10 protein-coding genes and 1 pseudogene are annotated in these 13,510 nt (G+C 69.0%); 6 read left to right on the plus strand and 5 right to left on the minus strand.

Annotation, left to right across the window (positions count from 1 at the left end; all coding sequences use genetic code 11):
- Window positions 1-82: 82 nt before the first annotated feature.
- The 3 genes and pseudogenes from OHT51_RS11275 to OHT51_RS11285 form a co-directional block, all read right to left on the minus strand.
- The gene (locus OHT51_RS11275) at window positions 83-1,192 is read right to left on the minus strand and encodes an SPFH domain-containing protein (protein WP_328878783.1); all 1,110 of its coding nucleotides are present in this window, start codon (window positions 1,190-1,192) and stop codon (window positions 83-85) included.
- A 29-nt stretch (window positions 1,193-1,221) separates the two neighbouring features.
- Window positions 1,222-1,659: an NfeD family protein gene (locus tag OHT51_RS11280; RefSeq protein ID WP_328878784.1), complete on the minus strand. Its 438-nt coding sequence runs from the start codon at window positions 1,657-1,659 to the stop codon at window positions 1,222-1,224.
- 693 nt (window positions 1,660-2,352) lie between these two features.
- Window positions 2,353-2,538: pseudogene (locus OHT51_RS11285) on the minus strand (helix-turn-helix domain-containing protein); the annotation flags it as partial.
- Window positions 2,539-2,678: 140 nt separating this feature from the next.
- On the opposite strand from OHT51_RS11285, the gene OHT51_RS11290 reads away from it, so the two are divergent.
- The 3 genes from OHT51_RS11290 to OHT51_RS11300 all read left to right on the plus strand — a co-directional run bounded on the left by OHT51_RS11290 (window position 2,679) and on the right by OHT51_RS11300 (window position 6,246).
- Entirely contained in the window at window positions 2,679-4,214 is a 1,536-nt protein-coding gene (locus OHT51_RS11290; protein ID WP_328878785.1) for an alanine/glycine:cation symporter family protein, read from the plus strand.
- Window positions 4,215-4,460: 246 nt separating this feature from the next.
- On the plus strand, window positions 4,461-5,777 hold the full coding sequence (gene nhaA / locus OHT51_RS11295) for a Na+/H+ antiporter NhaA (protein ID WP_328878786.1): 1,317 nt from the start codon (window positions 4,461-4,463) through the stop codon (window positions 5,775-5,777).
- Window positions 5,778-5,823: 46 nt separating this feature from the next.
- Entirely contained in the window at window positions 5,824-6,246 is a 423-nt protein-coding gene (locus tag OHT51_RS11300; RefSeq protein ID WP_328878787.1) for a CBS domain-containing protein, read from the plus strand.
- A 511-nt stretch (window positions 6,247-6,757) separates the two neighbouring features.
- On the opposite strand, the gene OHT51_RS11305 is transcribed toward OHT51_RS11300, so the two are convergent.
- The gene (locus OHT51_RS11305; RefSeq protein WP_328878788.1) at window positions 6,758-7,828 is read right to left on the minus strand and encodes a PucR family transcriptional regulator; all 1,071 of its coding nucleotides are present in this window, start codon (window positions 7,826-7,828) and stop codon (window positions 6,758-6,760) included.
- Between the two features lie 265 nt (window positions 7,829-8,093).
- Here OHT51_RS11305 and OHT51_RS43350 point away from each other — a divergent pair, with 265 nt between their 5' ends.
- From OHT51_RS43350 to OHT51_RS11315, 3 genes are all read left to right on the plus strand, one after another.
- Window positions 8,094-8,438, plus strand: a complete 345-nt coding sequence (locus OHT51_RS43350; RefSeq protein ID WP_443052459.1) for an STAS domain-containing protein — start codon at window positions 8,094-8,096, stop codon at window positions 8,436-8,438.
- 171 nt (window positions 8,439-8,609) lie between these two features.
- A complete protein-coding gene (locus OHT51_RS11310; protein ID WP_328878789.1) occupies window positions 8,610-9,851 on the plus strand; it encodes a cation:proton antiporter in 1,242 nt (413 codons plus the stop codon).
- Between the two features lie 1,042 nt (window positions 9,852-10,893).
- Entirely contained in the window at window positions 10,894-11,475 is a 582-nt protein-coding gene (locus OHT51_RS11315; RefSeq protein WP_328878790.1) for an Rv1733c family protein, read from the plus strand.
- Window positions 11,476-11,510: 35 nt separating this feature from the next.
- On the opposite strand, the gene OHT51_RS11320 is transcribed toward OHT51_RS11315, so the two are convergent.
- Entirely contained in the window at window positions 11,511-13,460 is a 1,950-nt protein-coding gene (locus OHT51_RS11320) for a potassium channel family protein (RefSeq protein WP_328878791.1), read from the minus strand.
- Window positions 13,461-13,510: the final 50 nt, after the last annotated feature.

Below are 13,510 nucleotides of genomic sequence, written 5' to 3' on the forward strand. Positions count from 1 at the left end.
GCGCCGCGGCGGGTCGTCGCCCGTGGCGTCTGTCGCCGCCGCTTCGCGTCACGGCGGTCCTTGCGACAGCCCGAGGGTGGGCTCAATCTCCGGACGTCTGCGCCCGGCGCGGTACCTGGGGCGACATTGCGGCCGCTGCCTCCGCCTTGGCGTCGCTCACTGCGGCGGCGGCCTCCTTCTCGGCCTCGTCAGCAGCCGCCGCGGCGTCGAGCGAAGCCGCCGAGCCGGTATCGAGCTCTGGAACCCGGCTTTCGTGCGACGTGTCGTCGGCGTCGGCGGTGGCTGCTTCCTCGCGTTGCGCGGGTGTGTGCGAACCCGCCGTCGGCTGGTCACCGAACGCCCGGGTGACGGTCCGCACCGCCTCGGTCAGCTCCCCCGGGATAACCCAGAAGGTGTTGTTGTCGCTGCTCGCCAAGTGCGGGAGCGTCTCCAGGTACTTGTAGGCCAGGATCTTCGGGTCGGCGTTGTTGCGATGAACGGCCTGGAAGACGAGCTCCACCGCCTTCGCCTCGCCGTCCGCCCGCAAGATCATGGCTTGCTGCGTGCCCTGTGCCTCCAGGATGTCCTTCTGCTTCGTGCCTTCCGCGGTCAGGATCTTGGCCTGCCTCTCCCCTTCGGCGTGCAGGATGGCCGCGCGCTTGTCACGCTCGGCCCGCATCTGCTTCTCCATCGCTTCCTTGATGGTGTGCGGTGGATCGATGGCCTTGATCTCGACGCGGTTGACCCGGATGCCCCACTTGCCGGTGGCATCGTCGAGGACGGCACGGAGCCGGGAGTTGATCTCCTCACGCGAGGTGAGCGTCTCCTCCAGGTCCATGCTGCCGATGACGTTACGCAGCGTGGTCACGGTGAGCTGATCGATCGCCTGCAGGTAGTCAGCGACCTCGTAGGCCGCGGCCCGTGGGTCCGTGATCTGGTAGTAGAGAACGGTGTCGATGTTCACTACGAGGTTGTCCTCGGTGATCACCGGCCTGGGGTCGGAGGAATAGACCTGCTCGCGCACGTCGAGTTTGGTGTTGATGCGGTCCGCCACCGGCACGACGAAGTTCAGGCCGGGCTGCAGCGTCCGGCGATATCGGCCGAACCGCTCGATGTTGTAGCGACGTGCCTGCGGGACGATCCGCACGGTGGAGGCCACGACGAAGACAACGACAATGGCCGCCACAAGAATGGGAATGACAACTGGATCCACAGTGCCTCCGTTGCTTTGTGCTCAGCCGTTCACGGAAGGAGTTCGCGGGGGTAGACGATGGCTGTGGCGCCTTCGATCTCCATCACATCCACCAGTGCTCCCACCGGGATCACAAGGCTCTCGTCGAGGGCGCGGGCGGACCACTCCTCGCCGGAGAGTTTGATCAGGCCGTGGGTTGCGGTGACCTCCTGCATGACCTCGGCCCGCTTGCCGATCAGCGCATCACTGCCCTCGCGTGTGAGGGGCTGCTGTGCCATATGCCGCAGCGCGACCGGACGGACGATGACGAGGCCCGCTCCCGCTGCTATCGCGAAGGCAACGAGCTGGCCGAGAACGCCGATGCCCACACCAGCGACTACGGCGGCCACCAGCGCAGCGCCCGCCAGCAACCCGAAAACGAGTGTCAGGGTGAAGAACTCCGCAGCACCCAGCACCCCGGCGGCGAGCAGCCACAGGAACCACGGCATCAAACCGCCCTCCTTACAGGGGCCTTCTCCACCAAGCTACCTTCTGTAGCGCCGGGCGGAACAGACACGGAGCCGTGGTACTTGCTCACCAAGGGGTTTGCCCTGACCGGCGGGGGTCCATGCGGACAGCTGAAGGCCGCGCCAGCGGTGCCGGACCAGCGGGCGCCGGGTACGTCAGGACACTGCGCGGTCGCAGCACGTCGGCCGCGGTGCGTACTTGCGGTAGGCGACGCCGTCCAGGACGGGAGCGGTGACGATGGCCATGGGACGCATCGCCGCAGAGCGGGCCACCAGCGCCAAGGCCAGGCCACGCCGTCGCCGGAATTCGCACGGCCGGCGCGGGCGCCCTGGCTCCTCCTACCGGAGAACAGACGCATAAGGGTCCATGACACTGTCACACACAGCCTTGCGGCATCACCATCGGGCCCAGTACCCATTTCCGCCGGTACCCGACACCCACTACCGGCCGGCACCTGGGCGCCGACGGTGCTTCTCACCCGGCCGCTCCAGTTCCGAGTCGCGCAGGGCAAGCGCCTACGCGGAATCCTCCAGGCGTGGGCAAACACGGGACTCGCCAGGTCGGCGCTTACGTCAGATCTCGTGAATTGCCGAGGGGGATTTCCGGCACACCCCTTGCCGACTGTGCTGGCGACGCCTTCGTCGGTCAGACGCTGGCCTTGGAGGGTCTGTGGGTCACAGGGGTCTGGTCGGCCAGTCGAGCAGGCGGGCGCCGATGACCGCGGTCTGCAGGGTGTAGCGGTGTGCGGGGTCGGTGGGGTCGGTGCCGGTCAGAGTGTGGACGCGTTCCAGGCGGTAGGTCAGTGCCCGCACGCTCAGTGACAGTCGGCGGGCGGTTTCGGCGGCCACGCAGCCGGTGTCGGCACGCATCGGTGACAGCCGGTAATCGCGAGTCTGCGGGCTGTGCCGCCCCGCCCCAGAGCCGCCGACGGCGCTCGCTCAAGACTGCACATCAGCTGGCGCAATCAGGCGCCGGCCTCTGCACCATCGAGGTAGCCACTGTGTCACTCGACTCCATGACCGACTCCGTCGACAAAGCTGTCAGCGAGTTTTTCGAGCCCATAGCCGAGCGGCTCGGGGAAGTTGTCTTCTACACCGTTCCGGTCGGCGGAACGGACCTTCCTCTCATCGTCGCCTGGCTCGTCGTCGCCGGTCTGGTCTTCACCGGCTGGTTCGGATTCGTGCAGGTCCGCAAGTTCAGACTTGCGGTCGACGTGGTGCGCGGGAAGTACGACGAGAAGGGGTCGGTCGGTGAGGTCAACCACTTCCAGGCGCTGACCGCCGCCGTCTCCGGCACCGTCGGCCTGGGCAACATCGCCGGCGTGGCCGTTGCCGTCTCCATCGGTGGCCCCGGTGCCACGTTCTGGATGATCCTGTGCGGCCTGCTCGGCATGGCCACCAAGTTCGTCGAGGTCACCCTCGGTGTGAAGTACCGCGAGGTGCATGCGGACGGCACCGTCTCCGGTGGCCCGATGCACTACCTGCCCAAGGGCCTCAAGGAGCGCTTCGGCAGCGGCGGCGCCAAGCTCGGCAAGGTGCTCGCCGTCCTCGCCTCGATCATGGTCCTCTTCTTCGGCCTGTTCGGCGGCAACCTGTTCCAGACCAATCAGAGCTACGCGCAGGTCGCCTCGACCTTCGGCGGCGAGGACGGCTTCCTGGCCTCCTCCGCCGGTGCCGTCCTCTTCGGCCTGGTCGTCGCCGCGCTGGTCGGCCTCGTGCTGCTCGGCGGCATCCGGTCCGTCGCCTCGGTCACCAGTCGGCTGGTGCCCGCGATGGCCGGCATCTACATCGTGGCCTGCCTGGTCGTCATCCTGGTCAACGTCACCCACGTGCCGGACGCCTTCCAGACCATCCTGCAGGGCGCCTTCGAGGCCGACGGCGTCGCGGGCGGTGTGATCGGTGCCCTGATCATCGGCTTCCAGCGCGCCGCGTTCTCCAACGAGGCCGGTCTCGGCTCCGCCCCGATCGCCCACTCCGCGGTCAAGACCAAGCACCCCGCGAGCGAGGGTCTGGTCGCCCTGCTGGAGCCGTTCATCGACACGGTCGTCATCTGCACCATGACCGCGCTGACCATCGTCATCGCCAACCCGGCCAGCTGGGCCGAGGCCCGCGCCGGCGAGAGCATCGGCGGCGTCACCATCACCTCCGACGCCTTCGAGACCGTGCTGCCCTGGTTCCCGGCCGTGCTCACCGTCGCGGTGCTGCTGTTCGCCTTCTCCACGATCCTGACCTGGGGCTACTACGGTCTCAAGGCCTGGTCGTACCTGTTCGGCAAGAGCAAGGCCAGCGAGACCGTCTTCAAGGTCGTCTGGAGCCTGTTCGTGGTGCTGGGCGCCCTGATGTCCCTCGACTCGCTGATCAGCCTCGCCGACTCCGCGCTCTTCCTGCTGTCGGTCTTCAACATCATCGGTCTGTACCTCCTCGCCCCGGTCGTCAAGCGCGAACTCAACTCCTTCCTGGAGTTCGTCCGCGCCCGCAACGCGGGTGAGATCACCGACGGCGACGAAGACCAGGAGTCGGTGAAGACCACCGTCTGACCGCCCCCGCGGCCCGGCTCCTGAGCGGGTTCGTGCACACCTCGCGCCTTGGTGTGTACGAACCCGCTCGTTGTGCATTGCGGCAGGTGAAAGGCCATCTGGTGTGATCACGTGCAGGCGGTTAGGGTGTTAGGAACGCGTTAGCGGCCCGCCCGGAGCGGGCGCCGCACGCGGGGTGTGCCGGGAAGTCTGGTCGGCGTCGAAGGGGCGTATGCCCTCATGCCGATGCCCCGGAGGCCTTTTCTGATGGCTGCTGCCCCGCGCGAGCGTTCCACCTTCCTCGGTCTTCTGCCGTGGCCGGAGCGGACGGCAGTGGCCCAGGCCCTGCGGACGGAGACGGTCGGCGGGCTGGTCCTGCTGGCGGCGGCCGTAGTGGCGCTGGTGTGGGCGAACACCCCGTGGAGCGGCGCCTACGAGGCGATCCGAGACTTCCACTTCGGCATACCCGCACTCGGCCTCGACCTGTCGGTGGAGCACTGGACCGCCGACGGACTGCTGGCCATCTTCTTCCTGGTCGCAGGTATTGAGCTGAAACGCGAGCTGGTCGTGGGCTCGCTGCGTACGCCCGCCACGGCCGCGCTGCCGGTTGTCGCCGCGCTGTGCGGCATGGTGGTGCCTGCTGCCGTATACGCCGCCACCGCCACCGTCGGTGGCGGCAGCCTGGAGGGCTGGGCGGTCCCGATGGCCACCGACATCGCCTTCGCCCTCGCGGTCCTGGCCGTACTCAGCACCCACCTTCCCTCCGCCCTCCGCGCCTTCCTGCTCACCCTCGCCGTCGTCGACGACCTCGGCGCGATCCTCATCATCGCGATCTTCTTCACCAGTGATCTGAACTTCCTTGCCCTGGGCGGAGCCGTCGCCGGGCTGGTCATCTTCTACGTACTCCAGCGGTATCGGGTGCGCGGCTGGTGGTGGTACGTACCGCTCGGCATCACCATCTGGGCGCTGATGTACAACGCAGGCGTCCACGCCACCGTGGCCGGGGTGGCGATGGGCCTGATCCTGCGCACCACCCGCGACAAGGGCGAGGACGCCTCCCCTGCCGAGCGGACCTCCCATCTGCTGCACCCGGTCTCAGCAGGAGTGGCCGTACCACTCTTCGCTCTCTTCGCCGCAGGCGTCGCAGTCTCCGCAGCGTCGCTGGGCGAGGTGTTCACCCAGCCGGAGCCGCTGGGGGTGGTGCTGGGCCTGGTCGCCGGCAAGACCCTGGGCATATTCGTCGGCACCTACCTCGCCGCGCGCTTCACCCGGGCCCGCCTCAACCCCGACCTGGCCTGGGCCGATGTGTTCGCCCTGGCGGTACTCGCCGGGATCGGCTTCACCGTGGCCCTGCTGATCGGCGAACTCGCCTTCCCCGACCCGACCGATGCCGAGCACATCAAGGCCGCCGTGCTCCTCGGCTCCCTGATCGCCGCGGCCCTTGCGGCGCTGCTGATCAAGCGTCGCAACGGGATCTACCGCCGCCTGTGGGAGGAAGAGACGCGGGACGAGGACGCCGACGGCATCCCCGACATCTACCAGCGGTCCAGCCCCGGACGCGGCAGCGCTACGGGCGACGGCTGAGGCGGACGCTCATGCGCGCACGGGATCTCGCCGAGCCCTACCCTTCGTGACCACGGACGACGACGCCATCGACGCGGCCAGCATGCTGACGGGACAGTCGCTGCCGGCCCTGCTCGTCCTCGACCCCGACGGGCAGCCCCACGCCATCGTTCCCGGCTCCCAGCTCATCCAGCAGCTCCTCCCCGCCTACATCGCCGAGGACCCGCTGCTCGCCGGTGTCGTCGACGAACGAAACGACGCCGACCTCGCGGAACATCTGACCGGCCTCACCGTCGCCGAGTGGGCACCGCGTCATCTGTATCCCCCGCCCATGGTGGGGCCGGATGCGCGTCCGATGGAGGTCGCGGCACTGATGACCCGGACCCATAGCCCCCTGGTCGCCGTCATCGAGCGCGACGGCCCCCAGGTGACGCTGCTCGGTACGGTCACCGCCGCCCGCCTCATGCAGCACTTCATCGGCGCCCCGTGAACGGCGCCGGGTCTCTGCTGCCCGTGGTCATCGTGGTCGCCGCGCTGGTGATCAACCGCGATCGGTGAGCTACGCCGACCGGGCAGCACCCGGGAGCAGTGGGCGTTCGCGACCAGGGGCCGCGCCCTGGCCGCCGGGGTGGCGGCGGCCGTGGCCGTCGCCGTGATGGGCTGGCCACAGGCCGGGGCAGCAGCATTGGCGTGGGCAGTGCTGGTCGGCACGCTCATCGCCTTCCTCATGGGCCGACCCACGAACAGGCCCTGACACGCCTCACCCCGCCAGCCCTCCAGACACCGGGGCTCCAACAGCTCGTGCGGCTGACTGAATTAATGTACGACAGGCGTCCGGAAAGTCCGCTCGTGACGAGTGACGTACTGAAGTCAGCCGGCTCGACATGGGTCGGCAGTGGATAGTTCTGTTGCCCTGGAGCCCGCCTAGACCGACGTACCTGCCATCGTCCAAGACACCCCACCCGGCATTGCCCGGGATCACCGGTGCGTCAGTGCGCCTCTCAGAAGGATCTTGCCGGCCAGTCCAGCAACCGGGCCCCGATCACCGCGGTCTGCAGCGTGTAGCGGTGCACCGGGTCCGACGGATCGGCGCCGGTGAGCTTGTGGATGCGCTCCAAGCGATAGGTGAAGGCCCGCACACTCAGCGACAGCCGCCGGGCCGCCTCCGCGGACACGCAGCCGGAATCGAAGTACGCGGTGAGGGTGTCCAGGAGCGGCTGGGCACCGCCGCGGGCCTGGCGCAGCGGGCCGAGTGCGCTCTGCACCAGGTCTGCCATGGCCTGCCGGTCGCGGGTGAGGACGGGGTAGACGAGGAGGTCGGCGGCGCGCAGCACGGGTTCGTCGAGTTCCAGGCGTTCGGCCAGGTCGAGGGCGTTCAGAGCCTCCTCGTACGAGTGGACGACGCCGGCCGCGCCGGGCTGCGGGCGGCCGATCGCCACCTGTCCTCCGCCGGTGGCGGCGAACGCCTGTTTGGCGAAGTATGCGAGGACCTCGTCCTGGTCGCCCGGGGCGATGCACACGAGCCGCCCGTCCTTCGTGGTGAGCAGGATGCTCCGGTCGCCGAACCGGCCGATCAACGCATGCTCCACCTCACGCAGAACTGGGTCTCCCTCGTCGTAGGCGGTCTTGCCGCGTGCCACGGCAACCGCGTGCTCGTAGGACAGGCGCAGTCCGTAGCGCTCCGCACGCTGGGCCAGCCGTCCCAGGTCACTGCGGCCGTAGAGCAGGTCGTCGATGAACTCCCGGCGGGCGGCTTCCTCCTGGCGTACGGCGAGCCGCTGGGCCCGCTCATAGCCCTCGGCGAAAGCGTCCACGGCCTGGGCCGCGGCGCCGAGCACGCCGTCCACGGAAACGCCGTTCCCGGTCGGCCAGTTCGCCCGAGTGGCGGCCATGTGGGCAGCGACCAGTGCGCGCAACCCGAGACCCGCCTCCGCGGCCTGCTCACCCAGGCCGCGGCGCGAGTCCAGTTCCTCCCGCGTCAGTCGGCGACCCGTCGCGGAGGCATCCGCGAGAAGGCCGGCATACCCGTCCAGGTACTCCGCGTACTCCTTGGACACGTCCTGCCCCGTCATATAGGTCCCCCGAATGAATGCGCCATTGACGCCTTTTTAACGCATGGCCCGGGGGCGGGGCCTGGCGGGGCGGAGGTTCGCTGCCTGGCTCCGGCAATCCACGGAGGTAACGAGGAGCCGACCACGAATGCCCGGCGTGGCCACCTGCGACCAGCAGCAGATGAACGCGTGCGGCAGGCGCTTGTGTCGTTACGTCGATACAGTGCTACGTAGGTGTGCCGGGAAGCCTGGTCGGCGGACATGTCCGGCTGCCCTGGGGGCTCTGATGCACCTTTTCCGTTTCCGTCATCATCGGCGGTCCCGGCCTCAACCCCCACCTGGGCATGAAGTGGTCCGGCTGCACGGCGACCTCGGGCTCCGTAACGCCGACGCGACGGGTCGGCGCCTTGTGCAGGTGATCGACAGAGGTCCGGATGTCCTGGAGGTGGACCTGACGGACCTGAAATACCTGAGCCCAGACGGTTGCGGAGCGTTCTTCACAGCTCTTCGGGCTGCCCGGGCACGCGGTGTGCGGCTGGTCATCACACACGCCAACGAAAGGGCACAGGCAGTTCTGCGGCAGATGGGACTGACCCGCGCTCTGACGGACGGAGACGCGGGGGCCCGGTAGAGCACGTAGCCCAGCGCACGATGCCTGATTCCGGCAATGTCGCGGATGACAGAGTGCATGCCAAGAACCTGTCAATGCCGCGTAAAGAACGTGTAGGGTTCCCAACGGTGTGCCGGGAAGCCTGGTCGGCGATTTGAGGACAAGTCTCTTCGCTGATCGGGGGTTCTGGTCATGGTGCTCATCGTGGTCTTCGGGGTGGCGCTGCTTGTCGCGGTGCTGCTGTCGGGGCTTGCCGCCCGGACCGTCCTGTCCACCTCGTTCCTCTTCCTGGTCGGCGGGGCCCTGGTCAGTGACGGCTTCCTCGGGCTGATTCACATCACGCCGGACAGCGAGATTGTGTCCGTCACGGCCGACCTGGCGCTGTTCGCGGTGCTCTTCACCGACGGCATGCACGTCTCCTTCCCCAAGCTGCGCGCCAACTGGCGCAACCCGGCACGCGCGCTCGGGCTCGGCATGCCGCTCGCCTTCGTCGGCATGGCACTGATCACGCACTACCTGGTGGGCCTGGACTGGACGACATCCTTCCTGGTCGGCGCCGTACTCGCGCCGACCGACCCAGTGTTCGCCTCGGCGATCGTCGGGCGCAAGGAAGTCCCGGCGAAGCTGCGGCAGTTGCTGAACGTGGAGAGCGGCATCAACGACGGGCTCGCCCTGCCGGTCGTCCTCATCCTGATCGCCGCTGCCGGCCCAACCTCCGGGCACGCGGAGGCGTCCCTGGGGAAGATCGCGCTGGAGCTGGTCCTGGGCCTGGTCTTCGGTGTCGTGCTGCCGATCGCGGTGATCGGCCTCGTACGGTTCCGGCTGCTGGGCGCGGAGCCGAAGCTCCAGCCACTGCTGCCGCTGGCGATCGGCGTGATCCTCTACGCGACCTGCCACCTCACGCACGCCAACCCCTACCTCGCCGCGTTCTCCGCGGGTGCCGTACTCACCGCCCGCTCCATCGAGGCCAAAGAGGCGTTCGAGCCGCTCGGTGAGGCGCTGGCGGAGCTGGCCAAGTTCGCGGCGCTGCTGGTGTTCGGCGCGCTGCTGACGCCACAGCTGTTCGGTGACCTGTCCTTCGGCGGCTACGTCGCCGTCGTCCTGGCCATCGTGCTCATCCGTCCGGCCTCGCTGCTGCTGTCGCTGCTCGGTACCCGCTTCACCCGGCAGGAGAAGCTGGTCGCCGCCTGGTTCGGCCCGAAGGGCTTCGCCTCGGTGGTGTACGGGCTGCTGGTGCTGCAGGCCGGGATCCCGCAGGGCGAGGAGGCGTTCACGCTCATTGCCGTGTGCATCGCCTTCTCGATCATCGCTCACAGCTCCACCGACGTACCGATCGCACACATGTTCCACGTCGACGACCTCGCCGGAATCCCGGCCGGACGCGAGGACAGCGACGCACAGTCCAAGGAGGCTCCAGCGGAGGTACGTGCGTGAACGCCTGCCGACGCTGACTGGTCCTCAACCGAGGCGAGTGCGGCCCGAAGTCGCAGACGACGCACGGGCATGGCATGTCTCTTTGCCCGCTCCGCTGGCGCAGCACTTTCACGCCGCCTCTGGCCACGGCGCAGCCCTCAGGACAGGCGGCTGAGGGAGCCGGGAGACGTGGCCGGGAGGCATTGGGAGCATGACACCGGAGCCTGGCCAAGCCTGCGCAGCGGGCGGAGACAGCGGGAGGGCTACCCACGATGAGGTGGTTCTGGAACATCGGCGGCCCTAACTATGAACCGGTACGGCTGAGCTACAGCGCCACCTCCGCTTCGGGCGGTCCGACCGAACTCGTCCTGCTCGACCGATGCAACCGCGTCATCGGGCGACTTCGTTTCAGGGCCTGCCAAACGTGCCGGACCGGGCGCATCCTGGACATCTGGATCTGCGACACGTGGCAGCGCCAAGGGATGGGGCAAGAACTCGTGTGCTCCCTGCTCGCCCACCGCCCGGGCTACCGGTGGAGCACCACGCTGCAGAGCAGCGCGGGGCGGGGATTCTTCTTGGCGATGACACGGGAAACCACGGTGCCCCTGCCCCAAGGTGGCCCGTTGTGTTCCCATCTCATGGGCTGGTTCCGGCGGACCTGGCGCCGCCTGCTGGACGCCTGCTGTTGACGGCTGCGCTCAGCACCGTCGGTCCGTCCCAGCCACCGCCAGGCGACCCCGGCGCCTGGCACCGCGGTCTGCAGCCAGGGCGTTGCCCGATCCTTGAAAGCAACCGGTAGTCGGACCGCAGTGAGCACTGCCCGGAAACGGCGGTGCGCCCGCTCCGGCCGCACGGGCAGGATGAGTGGCGGGGAGCACCGGGGATGGTCCCGGTGCCGTGCACCGTCCTGGCGCGCCGCACCGGGGGCCGAAGGGTTCGTGGCTCCGTTGCGGTCCTATCGTCCGGGCACGGGCTGGTGGCGAGCCCTGATCGGTTGGCGTCATGCACCTCGCCCCGATGCACACTGGAAGAGAGCTGCCGGTGCTCACGAGGGGGTGTCGCGATGGCTGCGGCACGGTGTGCCAGGGTGCGTCTGTGGCGGTGGCGGCGGAATCCGCTCCGGCGGCGCAGCGACGTCATCGAAGCCTGGGTCGTGCTCGCTGGGTGGTTGCTGGCCCTGGTAGGTGGCCTGTTTGCAGGGCTGACGGCGGCGGACGCGATCGGGCAGTCCACCGATCGGCAGCGGGCGGAGCGCCGCGAGGTATCGGCTGTCCTAGTCGAAGACGCGGAGGACAGGGTGCGCACCAGGGCAGTGGGCGACCCAAGGGTGTGGGCGATGGTCCGCTGGACCGCGCCGGACGGTTCGACACGCACCGACGAGGCCAGAGTCTCGGCCTTGAGTCCGGCCGGGAACCGGGTCACGGTATGGATCGACGAGGACGGTCGCCTCACTGCCGAGCCTCTGACCGCCGGGGAGGCGCGGTTCCATGCGGTCTCTGGAGGGGTGCTGGCCGGAGCGGGCGTGAGCGGCATCGCGCTGGGCGCTGTCTGGGTGACACGCCTGTACTTGAGCCGACGGCGTTTGATGCAGTGGGCTGCGGAGTGGGAGCGGATCGACACGCGGTGGGGGAAGAAAGCCGGCTGACCAGACCGGTCGAGGGTGGTGCCACAGAAACAGGTCTACGGTGTGGCGGGGTCGGCCGGTCGGGGGTGGCGGCCGAGGAGTTCGGCGAGGCCCTGGCGGGTGGCGGCCAGCACTACCCGGTCCTCGGGCCGTAGAACGTACCCGGGGTGTAGCTCCCAGACGAGCCCGGGAGGCCGGTCGTCGCCGTCGGCCGGATGGGCCGCCGCGAGATCGGGACGGCGGTCGGCGGGGGCTGCGGCGTCCAGGGCCAGGACACGCCAGGCCCCGGGGCGGAAGGCTTCGGCGACCGTTCGGCCATCCAGTTGCGGGTGCCCTGCGACGACGAGGGCGGCGAAGAGGAGCACCTTGCGTTCGACGGGTATTGCTCCGAGGATCTGGCGGCCCATCATCGCGCCGGCGAAGGCGGGGGCTGCGAGGCTGGAGACGCTGCGGCTGCGGGTGAGGGCGTGCGGGTGGGCGGAGCGCAGGGTGCGGTAGACGGCGGTGGCGAAGTCGTCGTCGTACAGGCGCAGCGCGACACGCAGGTCGGGCTTGACGGAGCGGGCGTACAGGGCGGCTTCGAGATTGGTGGTGTCGGAGCTGGTCAGGGCGAGCAGGGCATGCGCACGGTGGATCTTGGCGGACTCCAGGACGCCCTCCTCGGTGACGTCACCGATCACGGCGGGAATGCGCAGGCGACGGGCCAGCGGGATACCACGTGCCTCGGGGTCCGACTCCACGCAGACAACGGGGATGTCGAGTTCCTTCAGCCGGGCCAGGACCCGGGTTCCGATCTTGCCGAGGCCGAGCAGGACGACATGCCCGGACAGGCCACGCGGCGGGCGGCGCAGGGCGGAGGCGCTGCGGAAAGTACCCAGGCCCTCCAGCACGGCAGCGGTCATCACCGGGAGCAGTAACAACCCTGCCAGCCCGGAAAGGAGTTGGATGATCTGACGGCTCAGCGGCTCGCCGATCGCCGGGTCGTCGATGGCGAACAGGTCGAGCAGGGTGAGATAGGTGGCGTGCACGAGGTCGTCGTCGGTGATCAGCCAGGAGGCGACGGCGAGGCCGAGGACGCAGGCGAGCAGGCCGGCCAGTGACCAGCGCAGCCGACGCGAGAACAACTGGGAGAGCGGGGCTCCCCGGCCGGCCAGCCTGCCGGTGGGCAGTACCGGCCCGCTGTACGAGACGGCTTCCAGCACCACCGTGCCGTGTCCGGTGCCTGCGGTCACCGCGTTCTCGTCCGGCAGGAGTTGGGGCGCCTCCGGGCCGCTTCTGTCCGAACCCTCTGCCCCCGCAGGATCGTTGGCGGTCGCCGACAACAGGGCCAGGGTGCACAGACCGGGGTCGACGACCTCACCGCGGCGAGGCGGAGTACGCTCCACAGCCCGCAGCAGCAGTCCATCCGCCTGAACGACCTTGCTGGTACCCGCAACGGCGGTGGCGGCCAGTGCCGGGGCGGCGGTGTCCGCGTCGGACATGACAGTGGTGGAGGCGTCCAGAGCCACCGGATCCAGCCCTGGTGTGGCGACGATGGCGGCCTGGTCCAGGAGTTCTTCCAGCTGCTGGCCGAGCTTGCGGTTGTACAGCCGGATCACCAGCCGCACCTGTGGGTTGAGGCGCCGGGCGATCAGGGCCGTGCGGATGTTCACCTCATCGTCCTCATACACCAGCGCGAGCGCGGCGGCCCGTGCCACCCCGGCCGCGGCCAGCACCTCGTCGGTTACCTCCGATGCCTCCAGCACCTGTCCGTCATCGGCGGCACCCGGTGCGGTGCCCGCAACCCTGGTCATCACCGTGGACACCCGGCCGAAGAGCGCCGCCGCCCGGTCCCGGCCGGCCGGCGACGTACCCGCCGCGACGCCGCTTCGGCCGGGGGCCACGAGCGTGACGCGCTCGCGGTAGACCTCGCGCAGTTCGTCGGACAGCCGGTAAGCCAGCCCGTCATCACCGCAGACGATCATGTGTCCGCTGCGGGGCGGTACTTGGCGCGGGAGAGACGACATGGAAGATCACTTTGCCGCAGTCCGACAGTTGTTTCCATGCCCACGGGACG

This window comes from Streptomyces sp. NBC_00299 (assembly GCF_036173045.1).
Lineage (GTDB): Bacteria > Actinomycetota > Actinomycetes > Streptomycetales > Streptomycetaceae > Streptomyces > Streptomyces machairae.

Bases quoted from the DNA above. Each gene is read 5' to 3' on its own strand.
- OHT51_RS11280 (WP_328878784.1), bottom strand. From the start codon at position 1,659: ATGCCGTGGTTCCTGTGGCTGCTCGCCGCCGGGGTGCTGGGTGCTGCG.
- nhaA (WP_328878786.1), top strand. From the start codon at position 4,461: ATGGCTGCTGCCCCGCGCGAGCGTTCCACCTTCCTCGGTCTTCTGCCG.
- OHT51_RS11305 (WP_328878788.1), bottom strand. From the start codon at position 7,828: ATGACGGGGCAGGACGTGTCCAAGGAGTACGCGGAGTACCTGGACGGG.
- OHT51_RS43350 (WP_443052459.1), top strand. From the start codon at position 8,094: ATGCACCTTTTCCGTTTCCGTCATCATCGGCGGTCCCGGCCTCAACCC.
- OHT51_RS11310 (WP_328878789.1), top strand. From the start codon at position 8,610: ATGGTGCTCATCGTGGTCTTCGGGGTGGCGCTGCTTGTCGCGGTGCTG.
- OHT51_RS11315 (WP_328878790.1), top strand. From the start codon at position 10,894: ATGGCTGCGGCACGGTGTGCCAGGGTGCGTCTGTGGCGGTGGCGGCGG.
- OHT51_RS11320 (WP_328878791.1), bottom strand. From the start codon at position 13,460: ATGTCGTCTCTCCCGCGCCAAGTACCGCCCCGCAGCGGACACATGATC.